We start from the raw sequence: 16843 nt of genomic DNA, 5'->3' as shown, positions 1-16843 counted from the left end.
CCGAGCCGGAGATGACCATTCACCTCAATCAACGGGGTAATGCCCAATTGCTTCAACTCCCTGGCTACTGAATCGGAGTATCTCGGTCGTTATAGGATAGCCGGAATTTTTATATTCTTCCGTCACTGTAGAAGCAAGTCGGGATGAAAAGAATTCAAGATCTTGCTCCGGAAAGATATAACAGAAATCCCTCACCGGGATGACCGCATAAAAGGAGAGCCCAAATTCGGCACTCAGGCGGCGTTGCATAGCCGGAGAAAATAGTAACGCACCTTTTAGAGTTGCCTGTTCGTGGTCTATAAATCCTAACCTGTGTCCTTCGATATCTTCTATCTTAATTCCTGCGGTATTAGACAGGCTATCTGCATTCTTGCTCGCTTGATTTAGGAGTTGATCCTGGTCGATGCCCCATTTCATTGTATCTTCAATAGCTATCCAGGAATGCTTTGTTCCATCATAATGCGCAAACACCTTATCAAACATATCCGTCACAGGAACATGGATGAAGGAGTCAAAATCATGGTCACTGGGAATTAACGAAACATAGATATGGTCTTTCACATCCTCCCAGTCCTGCGGCATTCCGACCGCATAACTAAGTATAGTATCAACCAGATCGAAGATGTGAGACTCGTCCTGGTCTCTTGCATAGTTTCGCCGAACATTCTCAAGACTCACTTCTAGCGTCCAATCACCCTGCGAAATATAGAGCAAACCTGAGTCATCCACTTTATCAATGGTCATTCCTTTCGCTTCAATTGCGTTCTTAAATTTATTAAAAATAATGTCTTTGTTCATTCCACTAGAGTCTTATGCTATAAATTCCATTCAGTAAGGTCATCTACGGGTCGAGGAAGCCTGCCTTCAAGCCACTCAGCTAGAAGTGACGGCGAAAAGTCTTTCTGTTTGGATTCGATTACCCAAGATAAGAATAATTCTGGTCCACCATTTATATACGGCGGCGGCGAAACTGGATAAAGGACGGTTGGCAATGGTTCGTTGACCGAAATGTAATTAACTAGTAAGCCGCCGGTGAAATACCATTACTTTAGAGACTTTTTAAAGACTAATCGCGTAAATCATAGTATCTGGAGGCCTTTTCGATTATATTCTTGGTTACGTCATTCTCGCGCCTATAATAGAGGCCTATACTACCCGTGTGATGAAAATAAAAAAAGAAATCATTTTCCAAATCAATGAACAATGGACTATAAGGGGCTTCATGATTAACGATGCAAATTAATATCGTTTTTAGAAAGACATTCCAATCGTTACACCTGCAACAACCTGAAAAATTCTTCTCCACCTCTGACTCCATCAACATTTTGAGATATTCCTTTGAGGTTTTGGACCTATTGCTCAGATCATAATCGTGTTGATCCTCCGCAATCTTCCAGGTGTCAAGGCAAAAATCCCACCATAACCTATCGAATACGATGATGTTACTCAACTCTGAGGCAAACAAATTGTAAAATAGAGCAACCATTCCTTCTACAATATTGTCAATTTCTTTTAAATAAATCTCGATCCTAAAGGCATCGCTCTTTCTGTACGATTCAAGATTCGCCCATTCAAGAGGGAACCCCCCAATGTCGATAGGTTGTAATATTCTCATTTTCCAGCTTTGCATTTCTGAGGAAGCAACTCCTGGATCTTGTTAATGGGATGGGTAGGGATTGCCTCTAATACATATGTGAGCCAGTTAAATGGATTAACACCATGTAATTTGCAAGTACCCAACAATGAATACAACAAAGCACTGCGCTGAGCGGCTTCATGGCTTCCTGCAAATAAATAATTCTTACGACCTACGGCGACCGGGCGGATGGCATTCTCCACCGGATTGTTGTCGATATTTAGTTTCCCATCGGTAGTATATATCATTAGTTGCTTCCACCGCTCAATACTATAAGCCAGTGCTTTACCAATGGCGCTCTTGGGCAATACTTCGATGTAGGCTTGCTGCATCCATTTACCCAAGGCTTCCAGAATAGGTACGGCTTCCTCTTGTCGTAATTGTAATACCCGCTCATGGCTCAACTGCTGATCGCCAGCACGACGCTCTATGGCATAGAGCAACTGGAACTGGGACAGGGCATATTCTGCACGACCGGCATCGTTGAGCTGTGCCTCTACAAACTTCCTTCGGGCATGGGCCATACAATGCAGTAAAGTTACGTCCTTCTGCTGGTCGAAGATGTTGTAGGCCGCATAGCCATCGGTCTGCAAGTGTCCTTTAAAGTCTTTGAGAAGTTGCGAAGGACCTTCTCTTCCTCTGCCAGGCTGGTAATCGAAGAGCACCAGATCTCGCAGGCTGTTGTGATACACCCAGAAGTATCCCCGATGGGTTTCTCCCTTCTTATCCTTGTCCAGCACTTTGATGGGCGTCTCATCGGCATGCAAATAATCGCTGGCCAATACCTCTTTAGCAAGGGCCTCATATAAGGGGATGATCAGTTTGCAGGTATTGCTGACCCAATCGGTAATGGTACTGTAAGGAATGTTGATCTTCTCTCGACTGAAGCGCTGCTGCTGGCGGTGTAATGGAAGATGATCTACATATTTGTCAATTACGATCTGAGCCAATAATCCAGGGCCTGCTATGGCTTTCGGCAAAGGTCTTTCCGGCATCGGAGCGATCAGGATCGTTTGATTATCCGGGCTGACATATTTGGGGCGCACAAAGCGGTTTACGTATAGCTTGCCAGGCTGGTATTCCAACTCTTCGGTGATCTCCTGACCGATCTGTCGGCAGCCTTCTGGATGATCCACGTCTACCAAGATCTCTTTACGCTCCAGGTGTTCCGGCAGTTTCATTCGCCCCTGATGGGAGGTCGCTGGGTTATTCATTGTAGCCTGGGAGCGGGTGTATTCGATCTTTTTAGCGTTTACCAACGAAGTGGCCGCTACCACCTCCGATTCCAGTCCCATCGCCAATTGGGCAGGATCAGCCCCATTGCCCACAAAACGTTCCTGCCGGGCACCAAAGATCATCTTCTTAAGCTGGTCAAGTTCGTGGCGCAACTGCATGACATCGAGTTGGGATTGCTCGTATAAGGCTTTGTAATCAATATGTGCGGCGATGAGCTCAAAAATTCAAAAACTCCATATAATTCTGCCGGTTTACTGTCCCTGTTATGCTTCCAGGGTAGGCTTCAATAAAGGAAGCCGGAATTTTTACTTTCGCTTTTTCATTCCATTTAAACTCCCATACATACAACTTACCCCCCGTTTCTTCGATCATATCAATTTCCTGCTGCTGATGCGTACGCCAAAAATAGCTGTTCACATAATGATTCGCATAGTGATTGGCTTTTTTCCTCTCACTTACCAGGAAATTTTCCCACAATGCTCCTGTATCCTGGCGCAAGGATAAAGGAGAAAAGTTTTTTATAATGGCATTTCTTATCCCATTATCGTAGAAATAGATCTTTTTGCCTTTTTTGATCTCATTCCGAAGATTGCGGCTAAACCCCCCTAATTGGAAAACCACGAAGCATTTTTCCAGCAGCTCCACGTACCGGTCAATTGTCTTATTGTCAGCACCTACGGTTTGCCCAATTTCAGTATAGGAAATTTCCTGTCCAATCTGCAAAGCAAGTGCAGTCAGCAACCTTTCTAATAAAGCCGGTTTTCTCACATCTTGTAATGAAAGAACATCTTTATATAGATAATTATTGCCAAGATCCAGCAGGTTCGCTTGTGCTTCTGCCGGCGAGTTAACGATGGCTGGATAAAAGCCGTATACCATCCGTTGTTCCAGCAGCCTTGTTTCCTCTATGACAGAGGTATTCGCAACCATTTCTGCTGTGGAGAACGGGTATAAATGGTATTCCCGCTTTCGCCCGGTTAATGGCTCGTTTATTTCATTTGCGAGTTCAAGGGCAGAGGAGCCTGTGGCTATTATTTGAATTTCTTTGAAGTTGTCAACCAAGAGTTTTAGCGTGAGTCCGATGTTTTTGACTCGTTGCGCTTCGTCTATTAATATTAAGGCGTTATCTCCAATCAAGGCCTTCAAAGAAGTAGAGCTGGCATTTTCCAACATTGGCCGGATGTCCGGTTCATCGCAATTTAAATACAGCACTTTCCTATCTGACTCATTCATGAGAGCCTGCAGAAGCGTTGTCTTCCCTACCTGCCTGGGTCCTGTTATTATAATGGCCTTACCTTTGAATAGGTTTTTTATAATTTGCTGATATATAGCACGTTCGATCAAATTGGCAAAAATTTTGACCAAATTTAGCTAAATTTCGGGAATATACTCCTTAAATTAATGCGAATTGAAGGATTACAAACCCTGAATTGGATGAAAATCAGGGCATATTCATTATTGAGTATTGTTTAAAGCTGGAGCGTCAGTAGGGAGTTAGGCAGCTTGTCAGATCCATAAAGCAAAAAGGCCCGTCTTTCGATTGGCCTTTTTATTTCCTCAGCAACGACCTTTGCGAGGGGGATGCTTGTAAATTATTTTATTATCCCGTTCTACATATTCACCCGATACTATTGGATATGCATACTTGGGCGCGTACGACACGACACGGCTTTTTATAATTATTTTGTCGTTAACCTTCAGACTTTTTAGTTGCTGAGGCTCACCGTCAAACCTAAGAATATACTCGTCACCGTCAATTCTGGCCATCACTCCGAAGCCTAATAATGAACCTGGCGGAAGGGAAAGCGAGGTTACAACTGCCTCCATATTGGTGTAATCCCTAATGTACTTGCTTATTTTAGCAGCACCGGCATATACTTTTTTTCCTTCGGGAGATGCTTCCCATTGTTTGTACTTTATACCGGCGGGAGTAGCCTCCCATTGGCTAATTGCCGCCCTCCTTTCAGCATCAGTAAGCGGCTTTGGAGATGACTTTTTTGAAGCTTCATTTTTGATTTCGCGATTAGCAAATACTAGTCCGCTTACCACAACCAGCGATAAGATCAGTGCATAAGTAACTTTTTTCATAAATTTTGTCGGTTAATTAAATAATATATTTCATTTTCCCAGGTAAGCCTGTATTTCGACCATGAATTTGCAGCTATCTGCAGGTGTAGCCCATAATCCGGCCCCTACTTTTTCCGATCCGTTCGTTCACGACTTCAGAATAAGGCTGCTGCGCGGTGACTGCTGTAAGCCAATGGCAAAAAAGGAAGGCTAACCGGATTTTTTTCATCGTTGACAAACCTATCCGTTATTCTGTCAGATTGACCTGAAAACCTGTAAAAAGGTTGTAAAACAGTGTAAATGCCGTTTGAAATATGTTTACATTCGTCTTGTAATTTCAAGATTACCAGCATGAAGCGTTTCTGCTACTTCCTATTTGCCATCCTCTCGGTAGCCCTGACAGTGTTTACCATGGCATTTATAAATGCGAAAAATGCGCATCCTGATAAGCACCTGGAGATTGTGCTTCGTAATATCGGTCACCAGGTTTTGCTTCATTCCAAAGATTCGACGTCCCGGGTATTGCCGATTGAAACAGTCAATAAAAACACCTTCCGGATTTCCTTTGAAAATAGTTTTGAGTTTACCCCCGATACGTTAATGAATCTGGTGCATCAGCAACTTGCAAAAACGGACAGGCCGGGAAATTATACGGTAAGTGTAAATGAATGTGATCAAAACCAGACCGTTTTTGCCTATGAAGTATCCACAGCCGGTGGCGATTTGAAACCCTGCCGGGGACGAAAATATAAAAAAGGTTGTTATGTAATTGAAATTTCATTTCCCGTAAAAAAATCATTTAACTACGACTGGCTTCTGCTTGCATTTATCCCGGTAGCTTTTGCGGGGCTTTATTTCGTCCGCAGACAGACCAGAATTTCAGCATCCGGGGAACTTATAGTGGAAAAGATTGATGAATCTCTATCAACCAAAGCCGAACCCGTTCCGGTCATTTCTGATTATAAAAAGTTGGGGAATTTTATATTCTTCGAATCAAAAGGAATTCTTAGCCTTAACGGCGAAACCATCGAACTTTCCGTTAAAGAAGCGAAAGCACTAAGCATACTTGCATCAAACCATAACCAGGTAGTTGGACGAGACCTGCTGATGAAAGAAATCTGGGAGGAAGACGGCGTTTTTGTAATCGCTCGAAACGTAGACGTGTTGATATCTAAACTCCGGAAGAGATTAAGCGCTGATCCGTCTGTTAAGATTGTCAATGTGCATGGCAAAGGATACAAAATGATTTCGTGAGCCGGTGTGTACAATGGCCGATTGGTCATCCACTAAACCTTTAGATAACCGATCATTCCCTGTCAGGAGCGACACCGTTTCGGCCACTGTATCAATATTGCTCGTAATCAGGATGGTAAGTCGATGTACAGCAAGATCGTCGTAACCGGTGCTACTGCCAACGCCCAGGCGCTGATCATCGCGACCGGCAGAACGGTGACCATCCTTCGCGAGAAGCCGGCCGGCAGCCGTCTGATGGTACGTGTGATCACGCTCGGCGGCCAGGTACTGCAACAGCAGACTTTTGAATCGGCTACCGGCCGGATCGTTCTCTCCCTGTCCACCGCAACCAACGGGATCTGCCTTGTACAGGTGACCGACGGCAGCCAGTGGTCGGTTGTGAAGAAGGTGATGTTGTAAAGCCTGAACGAGCTGCCCCGCGGCTCATTCGCTGCGTAGGGCCCTCACAGGATTAGCAACCGCCGCACGCACCGCCTGGTAGCTGATCGTCGCCAACGCAATAGCCACCGCGAGGAAACCCGCCAGGGCAAACACCCACCATTCGATATCGATCCGGTACGCAAAATCCTGCAGCCATTTATGCATCACGAGCCAGGCAACGGGCGAAGCGATGACAATGGCGACAACGACCAGAACGACAAAATCGCGGGACAGGAGCAGGACGATATTGCCGATCGAAGCGCCGAGGACCTTTCGAACCCCGATCTCCTTCGTCCGCTGCGCAGTAGCGAAAAGCGAGAGGCCGAGCAATCCCAGGCAGGCGATGAAGATGGCGAAACCCGCAAAAATGGAGAAGGCCTTGCCGAACAGCTGATCATCGGCATATTGCCTGTTAAACCTCGCATCCTCGAAAAAATAATCAAAAAGATTCCCCGGAAAGAAATTGTCATACACCTTCTTAATAGATGCAATTGTAGCAGGCAGGTTCTCCGAATTGACCTTTATCGAAATAGAACTTCCCGTACCATAGGCGGGCATCAGCAAGGTAGGCTCGATCGGGTATCGCAGGGACTTCTGATGGTAGTTGTCGATGACGCCGATCACCGTCCATTGCCGCTGGCCCCGCAGGATGACCTTGCCGATGGCGTCCTGCGGCGTGGCAAAACCCAACAGCTTTGTCGCGCTTTCGTTGATGATCAGGTTGTGCACCTTCGAGAAGTCGGGATTATAATCGGTATAGGTATAGTCCCTGCCCGCGATGATCCGGATATCATAAAGCCCCAGCCATCCCATGCTGATGGCATTGTGCCGCATCGTGAAATGGATGGTATTGTCCTGGTCAAGGCGCCGGATGTTAAAGCTCCTTCCCGTTTCACCCCCCATGACGGCCCACGAGGTCGCCGCGCCACGGATGCCGGGTATCTGCGAAAGCTCATGAGTGAAGCTGTTCATCCTGCTGATGAAGGTGGAATCCCAGTCGGTAAATCCTGGCGGGTCGACCACCATAACATGATCGATATTCATCCCCAGCTGCTGTTTGTTCATGTATCGGATCTGCCGGTAGACGACTAGGGACCCGATGATCAGCGCAACCGTGACCGCGAATTGACCCACGACCAACGCCTTCCGCAGGATGACCCCCCTTTTCGAGGCGCTGAACCTGCCCTTCAGGACAAGGATCGGCCGGAACGAGGACAGGACAAAGGCCGGATAGAAGCCGGAGACAAAAATACCCACAAACAAAAGCAGGAAAAGCCCGATCGTAATACTATAACCACCCAGACTCCGCTGCAGCAGCCACGAAAAAGAAAGATGATGGCCGATCAGGGTGTTGAAGGCCGGCTGTAGGAGGAACATAAAGGCAAATCCGAGAAGCAGGGCGAATAGATTGATCAAAAAGGATTCTGTAAGGAACTGCCGGATCAACTGCCCTTTTTCGGCGCCGATCACCTTTCGTACCCCAACTTCCTTTGCCCGTTCAGTCGAGCGGGCGGTCGATAGATTGACATAGTTGACCCAGGCGATGACGATTATAAAGAGGGCAATGATCGTCAGTCCCCATACGACGGTCGCGCTGCCCGTTTTCCCGATCTCATACTCAAAGTCTGAATAAAGATGGGCCTTTACCAGCGGTTGAAGATGGAATTTCTCGACGCTGCCGGAGACCTTGTCTCCCCGGAAATAGCGTTGGCTGAATCCGTCCATCTTTGCCTCGAGGGTCTTCGGATCGGTACCGTGTTTCAGTTGTATATAGTGCCAGAAATCGGAGTCTTTGAAATCGTAATCCGCTTCCTTATAAGGGTCTTTCCCAGAATACAACGTGACATACGACACGAGCAGGTCGAATTGCAGATGGGAGTTCTCGGGCACATCGTTGATGACCCCCGTCACCTTATAGGGCGTGGAGTCCTTGTCGATAAGAATGGCCTTCCCCAGCGCGGACGCCACATTGTTCCCTTTCAATCCGAAATACCGGTTCACGGCGCTTTGTGAAAGCACCACCGTCCTCGGCTTCTCCAGAGCCGTGTTTTGGTCGCCGGCGATCAGCCGATAAGAGAACATCGTCAGGAAGGAGTTATCCAGGCACAAAGTCTTCTGATCGCCGATCTTCTTTTTATCATAGGAAACGATCACAGTCCCGAATGGTAACACCCGGGCATGATTGATTACCTCCGGAAAATCATGCTGCATGGCCTGGCCGATGGCGGAATAGGTGATGGTCCCATGCTGGATCAGCTTTCCATTCTGATACCGGTCGTTGTAGACCCGGTAAAGATCGCCGAGCCTGGTATTGAACTGATCATAGCTCAGTTCGAAGTTGACATACTGAAGGATCAGCAGGCAGGCGGCCATGCCTATCGACAGACCGATAACATTGATAAAGGAAAAGACTTTGTTCTTGCGGATATTCCGCCAGGCGGTAGTGAGATAGCTCCTGAGCATAGTTTTAAGGATTGGCAGTCCTAAGGACGGACTCTCCACGCAAATGTTGCATCCCCCCGGCCTTCCCAAAAAGCATTCGCCCATCCCCTTTTGGGAATCTTCCAAAATCCGTCCACCAGACCCCGGAGTCTCCCCCCGGGAAACAGCAGGATTAAAAGATTGATAATTATCGTTAAACAAATGAAACAAAGCAATCATTTTTTAGGCCCTGCTTTGGTATGCGCCTTGTTTATAGTTAGTGACCCTAAACCGCGCATTATGAAAAACCTAACATCCCTTCCTATCCTCTTCCTGGTGGCTCTTGGCCTTCCTGCCGCTGCACAGGCTCCGGCGCACGTCCAAACCAAAAGCAACGTACTTACCACCAACGGCCAGAGTTCCATCAGCGTCACCTTTAACAGCTCAAGCTCCTCCCAACACCTGATCATCGTGCATGTCACCTGGGACAAACAGAATCGCGATGTCAGTACGGTCTCCGATACCCGAAACGTCTATCACCTGGTGTCCGGTTCGACGGTGAACTGGGGCCAGGGTTCCACCAAATACCGGTCTGCGCTCTATTATGCTTATAGTATCAACGCCGGCGCGACGCCGTTGACGATCAAGGCGACACTGGACGGGGCGGCCAACTCCTTTATTGAGATCTATGCCAGCGAATATTCCGGTGTGCTGACGACCACCGACCCGCTCGACCAAACCAAGACGACGACCAATAACTCGAGCTCGGTCTCCACGGGCACAGTGACGACCACGCAAAGCAACGAACTTGTTTACGGTGTTGCGATCGGCGCCTCGAGTCCCCTTGGCGGCGGATCCGGGTTTACCGTCCGCTCCACGGCCCAGGACAATATTGTCGAGGACAAGATCGGTGGTTCCGCAGGCTCTTATGGAGCGACCTTCACGGGTAGCGGCTATTGGGTGGCTTCCGTTGCCACCTTCAAACCGTTGGTATCGCTGCCGGTAAGCCTGGCTTCCTTCGACGCGCGGCTGCTGCAGGAGAATAAAGTGGAATTGGATTGGGCTACTGCATCCGAAGTCAGCAGCGATCATTTCGAAGTCGAACATTCGCGCGACGGACAGGCCTGGACGACCATCGGCAGCGTCGATGCAGCCGGCAACTCCGCGACGACCCAGCAATATTCTTTTGTGGATGATGCCCCCTTCGCCGGAACCACCCTGTACCGCCTCAAACAGTCTGATCGAGATGGTAATGCCACGGTCTCCAAAACAGTGACGATCCACATCGACGCAACTTCAACCACCACCCTACACATCTACCCGAATCCAGCGGCGAGCTATCTCGTCGTAGAAGGAGCCACACAGGCCATCACGATATTCAGTACGACCGGCCAGCGGATGCTGATGCGCATGGTACTGGATGGGGAGACCAGGACGACTCTTGATCTTACGTCATTGCCCAAGGGTGCATATTATGTAAAGGCGGGAGATCGGAGCATGTTGTTCAGCCGGCTGTAAAAATAAGCCGGCCCTGCAGTGGCCGGCCACTCAACAAACCCCGGCTCAATTATATCCCTGATTCTGCTTCAACACGGCCAACCAGATATTGGCGCCGCCGCCACTTAGCGAATACACCTGGGTGGTCGCATCATAGCTGGCATCGCCACGCATTTTCGGGTTCCCGATGTCGAGGTGATCTTCGAAGTTGCCCACCGGATACTGAGCGAATGCCACGGCCGCTACAAAGAAGCAGTTGAGAAAAAGCAATAGTTTGGTCATATTTCAAGCATTTTTTGAGCAAAAGATCCCCGTTCGGCGTCGAATGCATTTTTTTCGACACCGTTGCAACCGTCCCGCCGAAGCGGCGGGCCTTAATAATCCAGCTGAGCTAAATAATTATAGTCGAATCGCACGCTCTCAAAACCAGAATGGGCATATTCTTCCTGTTCGAGGAAGAAATGCTTCATCCCCGCCTGCCGGGCATGTTGCAGCAGACGTTTTATATCGACTTTCCCAGTGCCGCATTCCACACTCTTCTTACCGCTGACGCGGGTGTTGGCTGCCGCCCGGACAAGGCGACTGTTCAACAAGCTGCCGGCGGCAAGAAAGGCGGTTGTTTGCAGGAATTTGCGCCTGGAGGTGCTTATCATATAGCAGTCGTTTTAAAGGTCAATGTCCCCCGCTCATATCGCTGTTGCTTACAAATGCAATTCGTTTTCCATCGGGTGACCAGGATGGGGTATTGATGGAACCCTGACCTCCGTAAACATAGGCCAGAACTTTCGGCGTCCCCTTTCCATCGATCGGCAGGAGCCTGATATAGACATGCTTATAGGGCGGATGGATCCCTGCCGGGGTCTCCTCGGGTAGAAAAGAAAGATAGACGAACCATTTCCCATCGGGCGAGATATGCGCAAACCAGTTATTGAGCCCATCGTTGGTCACCTGCTCCTGGCCGCTGCCATCGGGCTTCATCCGCCAGATCTGCATCAGCCCGCTGCGTACGGAGTTGAAATAGATGTATTGACCGTCGGGGGTATATTCGGGACCATCGTCCAGGCCTTTCGCAGTCGTCAGCCGGATCTCCCTGCCACCGGTGACCGGGACCTTATAGACGTCGAACTCTCCATTGCGTTCGCCGCAGAATACCAGGTCCTTCCCGTCGGGCGACCATCCATGGAGATAAGAGGGCCCCTTGGGGGTCACCTGCTGTGGAGTCCCGCCATCCAACGGTACGGTATAGACGATCGATCCGCCCAACTCCTTCACAAAGCTGCTTAAGCCGAGCATCTTACCGTCGAAGGAAAGCACATGGTCGTTGTTATTGTTGGTGACGGCGCCCGTCTTGATGGCGCTGGGCGTCCGGGTGCCGAGGTCGAAATTGTAGATGACCCCTTTAGCGTCATTAAAGATCAGGCTCTTTCCATCCGGTGTCCAGTTGGGCGCCTGGATGGAATAGGGCACTTTGTAAATAACTTCCCTGCTGCCGGAGGCAACCTCCAGTAGCTCGATCCGGCTTCCCAGGGTCATCTGGGTCCGCTGGTCGGACTCGCCTTTAAAGGGAACTGTGATACTCACATTGCTGAAGACCCCGGTCTCGAGGACGTCCGAATTATGCGAACCGACAAAAAGCCCCACATAGACCTCGTCCCCCAGGTCAAGATCGGCGAGGGTATCGGTCTGAAAGGGTTCGCCATAGATCGCTGCCCGCATAATGTATTGATTCCCTTTTCTTTCCAGCTGCAGGATATTCGCCTTGGTCATCTTTAGCTTGTGCTCTTCGGTCTGCGCACCCGCCGTCCGTCGGAATTGCAGAGAGGTAAGCCCGTCGCCATGCTCTACGGCATTAATATGAGGGGAATTGCCATCGAGGCTTTTACGCACCATCCAACCCACTTTCCGGTGGTAGTTGACCCAATTACAGAGGAATTCCGCCCGGGTGTACAGGATAAAATCCCCCTTTATCCTCTTCCAGACATATTGGAATTCGTCATGATCCGCCCAGACGTTATAGCCGGCCCCGGTAATAATGTATTGACCGGTAGAAGGAATAAAAGTGGCCGATCCGGGTTTGACATTGACGCCGACATCTCCGTGGTTTTCAAAGATGCCCACCGGCTGTGCAGTGGAAGAAAGGCAAAATGTCAGGAGCAGCAGTGGCAGCAGTGCGTTAGATAGCGGTTGTTTCATGCGACAAATTTATGGGCCGATTGCTCATTTGTCCACTTTTCGACCACATCTATACTACATCATGCCCAAGAATCCCCTTTGAAACAGAGGCATTTGCCACATCAACCCTACGTCAGCCCGGCCGTGGGTTCAAAACCGGTACTTCTTTCTGGGTGGGTTCCCTATCTTTATAGGGAAGGTCCACTTATGCCATATGTTTTGCGGATAAAAATCGCTTTCACCCTTTTTGCGGGCATGTTTTTGGGGGTTTGCCAAGGCCAGAACACCATCGGCATCCCGGATATCGTCAATTATCCCCGGGATGTCTATAATGCCGGTACCCAAAACCGCGGCATTGTACAGGATCGCAATGGCATTCTCTATTTCGCCAACTACCAGGGCCTCCTGAGCTTTGACGGTAACAGCTGGAAGAACTATCCCTTGCCCAACAAGACCGTGGTCCGGTCGGTGGCCCTGGGAAAGGACAACCGGATCTATGCCGGGGGTCAGGACGATTTCGGCTATTTCTCCCCGGATAAGACCGGCAAGTTGGTCTTCACCTCGCTAAAAAGCCTGTTTTCAGAGAAAAACAACTCCTTTTCGGATATCTGGTTTATCGTGCCTTATGGCAACGACGTCTTCTTTATGTGCCGGGAAGCGATCTTTCAGCTGAACAATAAAATGATAACGGTGTACCCCGCCGCATCGGAATGGCGGTTTCTCGGTGGAAACGATCACCAGCTGATCGCCCAGGACGGAAAGAACGGACTTTTGGAATTTAGAGATGGCCTTTGGATGCCCTTTATAAAAGAGAGTGCGCTTCCGGCGAGCTACCTGGCCACTTGTTTGTTCCCGTTTGGCAAGGACAGCAGTTTCCTGGGCACCGTGAATACCGGCTTCTATATCCTATCGAATAATAAGATCACTCCGTTCCGGTTCGCCGGTCTGAATCCCTTTGTCAACGAAAGGGTACTGACGGCCACCGCCGTCAGCAAGGATTGGCTGGCCATCGGCACGAACCTCGACGGCGTCTATATCGTCAACAAGCAGGGCGAGACGATCCAAAACCTCTCCCGGAAGGAGGGGCTTCAAAACAATAATATCCTGGTGCTTTTTCTCGACCGGAACAAGAACCTTTGGATGGGGCTCGATAACGGGATCGATTTTGTGGCCTATAACAATGCGATCAAGCATATCTACCCCGAAAAGCTGAACGAAGGCCTCGGCTATTGTTCCATGATCTTCAACAAAGAGCTGTTTGTCGGCACCTCCAACGGGCTTTATTCCCTGCCGGTGGACGATCGGGAAGACCTCAGCTTCCTGCGGGGGGAATTCCATCCAATTCCCGGGACGAAGGGTTCCACGCAGGGCCTGAGCACTATCAACGGCGAATTATTACTAGGCCATCACGATGGCGCTTACCTGATCCGGAACGACCGGCTTGTTCCGATCGACACCGGGCTGACCTACTGGACCTTTCTGCCCTTTTCGAATGTCCTGCCTTCGACCCTCGTCCTTGCCGGCAACAATGTGGGAATCAACCTGCTTCGATATTCCAACGGCTATTTCCGGCCGGAGGGTGATCTCCCCGGCTATTTGGCCTCTTCTCAATTCATGGCCATCGACAATAACAATATCATCTGGGTGGCCCATCCGTATCGCGGTGTCTACCGGGTGGACGTGAACGATATGGCGCATCCGCGGGTGAAGCTGTACACGGAAAAGAACGGCCTGCCCTCTTATCTGAAGAATCATCTGTTCAAGGTGAAGAACCATATTGTCATTGCCACGGAGAAAGGAGTGTATGAATACGATGACCGGCGGGACGCCTTTGGGCTGTCGGCGTATTTCAAGGGATTCTTCGGGGAAAGGAATATCCGCGCGCTCAAGGAGGATGGCGCGGGAAATATTTGGTTCATCGAGGATAATAGTCTCGGCGTGATCGATCTTACCGGGCCAAAACCCGAAACCATCTACTTCCCCGAGCTGAGCGGGAAGTTGGTGGCCGACTATGAACATATCAACCCGTATGACAAATACAATGTCTTCGTCGGCGCCGAAAAAGGCTTCTATCATATCAATTACGAAGAATACAAGAAGAACCACTATCCCATACAGGTCCGGATCAGAAGTGTCCGGGCCTTTGGAAGGTCCGACAGCCTGCTGTTCGGCGGGTATTTTGGCGAGGTGGATGAAAGCCTGGACCAACCGGCCTCGGCGGTGTACAATATTTCCAACAAATGGAACTCGCTGCACTTCGAATATGCAAGCCCGCTCTACGCCGCGCAGAACAGCGTCACCTATAGTTATTACCTGAAAGGCTTTGACCGCGACTGGTCGGACTGGTCGAAACGGACGGAAAAGGAATATACCAACCTGCCGGCCGGGACCTACACGTTCCAGGTTCGGTCAAAGAGCAACCTGGGCAATGAATCCGCCATCAACAGCTATAGCTTTACGATCCTGCCCCCCTGGTACCTCACCGGGTGGGCCTATGCCGGGTATGTGCTGATCCTCACCGGTCTGCTGTACTTCCTGTATTTCTGGCAGCGGCGCATCTTCCGGCGTCAGCAGCAAAAACACGAAGAGGAACAGGCGCGCCTTCAGTACCTGCACCAGCTGGAAATGGAAAAATCGGAGAAGGAGATCGTCAAACTGCGGAATGAAAAGCTGGAGGCCGAGATCGAACATAAGAATACCGAACTGGCATCGACCGCCATGCACCTCGTACAGAAGGGCGAGCTGCTGAGCAATATCCGCGAGGAACTGGTTCGGATGAAGAAGGCGGGCAACGGTGAAGCGGCGGCGGCGGACGAGTTCAAGAAGATGTTGCGTATCCTCGGCGAAGAGAATAAAATGGACAAGGACTGGGAACAGTTTGCCGTCCACTTCGACAAAGTGCACAGCGACTTCCTGCAGATGCTGAAAAGCGCCTACCCGGCCCTTAGTTCTCACGAGCTGAAGCTTTGTGCTTATCTGCGAATGAGCCTCAGCAGCAAGGAGATCGCTCAACTGGAGAACATCTCCGTAAGAGGAGTGGAGATCAGCCGCTATCGCTTGCGCAAAAAGCTGAAGATCTCCACTGAGACGAACTTATTCGATTTCCTGATGGCGCTGCACGGAAGCCGTCCTACACCAGGTTCTGCCTGATATAGGTAATGCTCTTCGTAATGCTGTCGAAGGGCGAGCCGGGACACTGGTCCTGCTCAACGAAGAAATATTTCATCCCCGCCTTGGATTTGGCTGCGAAGATCCTTTTGAAGTCGATCGTCCCATTGCCGACCTCCGTAAAAAAATGCTTTGGCGTACTGTCCATATCCTTCAAATGCCAGAGAGGGAATCGCCCCGGATGGGCTTCGAAAAGCTTTACCGGGTCCTTACCGGCCTTCGTCGCCCAGTAAAGGTCCAGCTCCATCTTCACCAGCTGCGGGTCGGTCTCGCCGAGCAACACGTCATAACCCGATTTTCCGCTCTGCGGATCGAATTCGAAGTCATGGTTGTGGTGGCAGAACTGGATGCCGGCCTTCTTGCATTTCTCGCCCGCCACGTTAAAGTCGTGCGCCATCTGTTTATAATGATCGAGCCCGCCCCGTTCTTTGTCCGACAACCAGGCGCAGATCATATATTGTAACCCGAGGGCATGGGCGTCTTCCACCGCTTTGTCCCAGTCGTGGAGTATGGTTCCTTTGAACTCGCCATTGGTCAGCGTGGCGCCCCTGCCATCCTCACCCAGGCGGTAGTGGCAGCTGCGCATGACCAGTCCATGTTTCTTCACCATCGCGCCGAAGGCCTTCGGGTCCATCCCATAAAAGTTTTCCTTACCATCATTATAGGTAGCGCCCTCAAGCGAGTTGAAACCGATCTGCGCCACTTTGGCCAGAGTGCCGTCCGGATCTTTGGCCATAAAGTCCCGGACGGTGTAAAGCTGTAGCCCGATGGTCGGTCCCGCAGGCAGGAAGGAGGACAGGGAGGGTGCGGCAAGAATGCCCGCGGAGGCAAGGGCGGAATTTTTGAGGAAGGATCTTCTCGTGTGCATGTGAGCTTGATTTTTATATGACAGAATTCGTTGCGCCGGAAAGTTACGCTTTCCGCATTATTTTTCACTACATCATTACTACATCAGGGCCGTAAAATGGCCCG

The 16843-nt window shown here is 49.8% G+C and carries 13 protein-coding genes; 4 read left to right on the top strand and 9 right to left on the bottom strand.

From position 1 onward, the window contains the following. Nucleotides 1-24: 24 nt before the first annotated feature. The 4 genes from VHE34_RS18865 to VHE34_RS18850 form a co-directional block, all read right to left on the bottom strand. Complete coding sequence (locus VHE34_RS18865; protein ID WP_325590455.1) at nucleotides 25-798, bottom strand: hypothetical protein; 774 nt, start codon at nucleotides 796-798, stop codon at nucleotides 25-27. A gap of 813 nt (nucleotides 799-1611) precedes the next feature. Further along, nucleotides 1612-3030: an IS66 family transposase gene (gene tnpC, locus VHE34_RS18860; protein ID WP_325590453.1), complete on the bottom strand. Its 1419-nt coding sequence runs from the start codon at nucleotides 3028-3030 to the stop codon at nucleotides 1612-1614. Between the two features lie 58 nt (nucleotides 3031-3088). Continuing rightward, nucleotides 3089-4216 (bottom strand): ATP-binding protein, encoded by a 1128-nt coding sequence (locus tag VHE34_RS18855; protein WP_325590451.1) that lies wholly within the window; start codon nucleotides 4214-4216, stop codon nucleotides 3089-3091. A 213-nt stretch (nucleotides 4217-4429) separates the two neighbouring features. Continuing rightward, on the bottom strand, nucleotides 4430-4960 hold the full coding sequence (locus tag VHE34_RS18850; RefSeq protein ID WP_325590449.1) for a hypothetical protein: 531 nt from the start codon (nucleotides 4958-4960) through the stop codon (nucleotides 4430-4432). A gap of 330 nt (nucleotides 4961-5290) precedes the next feature. On the opposite strand from VHE34_RS18850, the gene VHE34_RS18845 reads away from it, so the two are divergent. Then, nucleotides 5291-6193, top strand: a complete 903-nt coding sequence (locus VHE34_RS18845; protein ID WP_325590447.1) for a helix-turn-helix domain-containing protein — start codon at nucleotides 5291-5293, stop codon at nucleotides 6191-6193. Nucleotides 6194-6316: 123 nt separating this feature from the next. Continuing rightward, complete coding sequence (locus VHE34_RS18840) at nucleotides 6317-6592, top strand: T9SS type A sorting domain-containing protein (RefSeq protein WP_325590445.1); 276 nt, start codon at nucleotides 6317-6319, stop codon at nucleotides 6590-6592. Between the two features lie 24 nt (nucleotides 6593-6616). Here VHE34_RS18840 and VHE34_RS18835 read toward each other — a convergent pair whose 3' ends face one another. Continuing rightward, on the bottom strand, nucleotides 6617-9076 hold the full coding sequence (locus tag VHE34_RS18835) for an ABC transporter permease (protein ID WP_325590442.1): 2460 nt from the start codon (nucleotides 9074-9076) through the stop codon (nucleotides 6617-6619). A 258-nt stretch (nucleotides 9077-9334) separates the two neighbouring features. Between VHE34_RS18835 and VHE34_RS18830 the strand changes: the two genes are divergently transcribed. Next, nucleotides 9335-10552, top strand: coding sequence for a T9SS type A sorting domain-containing protein (locus tag VHE34_RS18830; RefSeq protein WP_325590440.1), 1218 nt, complete (start codon nucleotides 9335-9337; stop codon nucleotides 10550-10552). 45 nt (nucleotides 10553-10597) lie between these two features. Here the strand turns inward: VHE34_RS18830 and VHE34_RS18825 are convergent, their stop codons facing one another. The 3 genes from VHE34_RS18825 to VHE34_RS18815 form a co-directional block, all read right to left on the bottom strand. After that, on the bottom strand, nucleotides 10598-10813 hold the full coding sequence (locus VHE34_RS18825) for a hypothetical protein (protein ID WP_325590438.1): 216 nt from the start codon (nucleotides 10811-10813) through the stop codon (nucleotides 10598-10600). Nucleotides 10814-10905: 92 nt separating this feature from the next. Beyond that, nucleotides 10906-11184, bottom strand: a complete 279-nt coding sequence (locus VHE34_RS18820; RefSeq protein WP_325590436.1) for a hypothetical protein — start codon at nucleotides 11182-11184, stop codon at nucleotides 10906-10908. Nucleotides 11185-11203: 19 nt separating this feature from the next. Beyond that, complete coding sequence (locus tag VHE34_RS18815) at nucleotides 11204-12724, bottom strand: biopolymer transporter TolR (RefSeq protein ID WP_325590434.1); 1521 nt, start codon at nucleotides 12722-12724, stop codon at nucleotides 11204-11206. 186 nt (nucleotides 12725-12910) lie between these two features. On the opposite strand from VHE34_RS18815, the gene VHE34_RS18810 reads away from it, so the two are divergent. Further along, entirely contained in the window at nucleotides 12911-15853 is a 2943-nt protein-coding gene (locus VHE34_RS18810) for a ligand-binding sensor domain-containing protein (protein ID WP_325590432.1), read from the top strand. On the opposite strand, the gene VHE34_RS18805 is transcribed toward VHE34_RS18810, so the two are convergent. Next, nucleotides 15834-16739, bottom strand: a complete 906-nt coding sequence (locus VHE34_RS18805) for a sugar phosphate isomerase/epimerase (protein ID WP_325590430.1) — start codon at nucleotides 16737-16739, stop codon at nucleotides 15834-15836. The two genes, VHE34_RS18810 and VHE34_RS18805, sit on opposite strands and share 20 nt — an antisense overlap. Nucleotides 16740-16843 lie beyond the last annotated feature (104 nt).

The organism is Puia sp., from assembly GCF_035546395.1.
Taxonomy (GTDB): domain Bacteria; phylum Bacteroidota; class Bacteroidia; order Chitinophagales; family Chitinophagaceae; genus Puia.
Note: the sequence above shows the minus strand (reverse complement) of the source record. Positions and strands in the feature narration are given on the sequence as shown.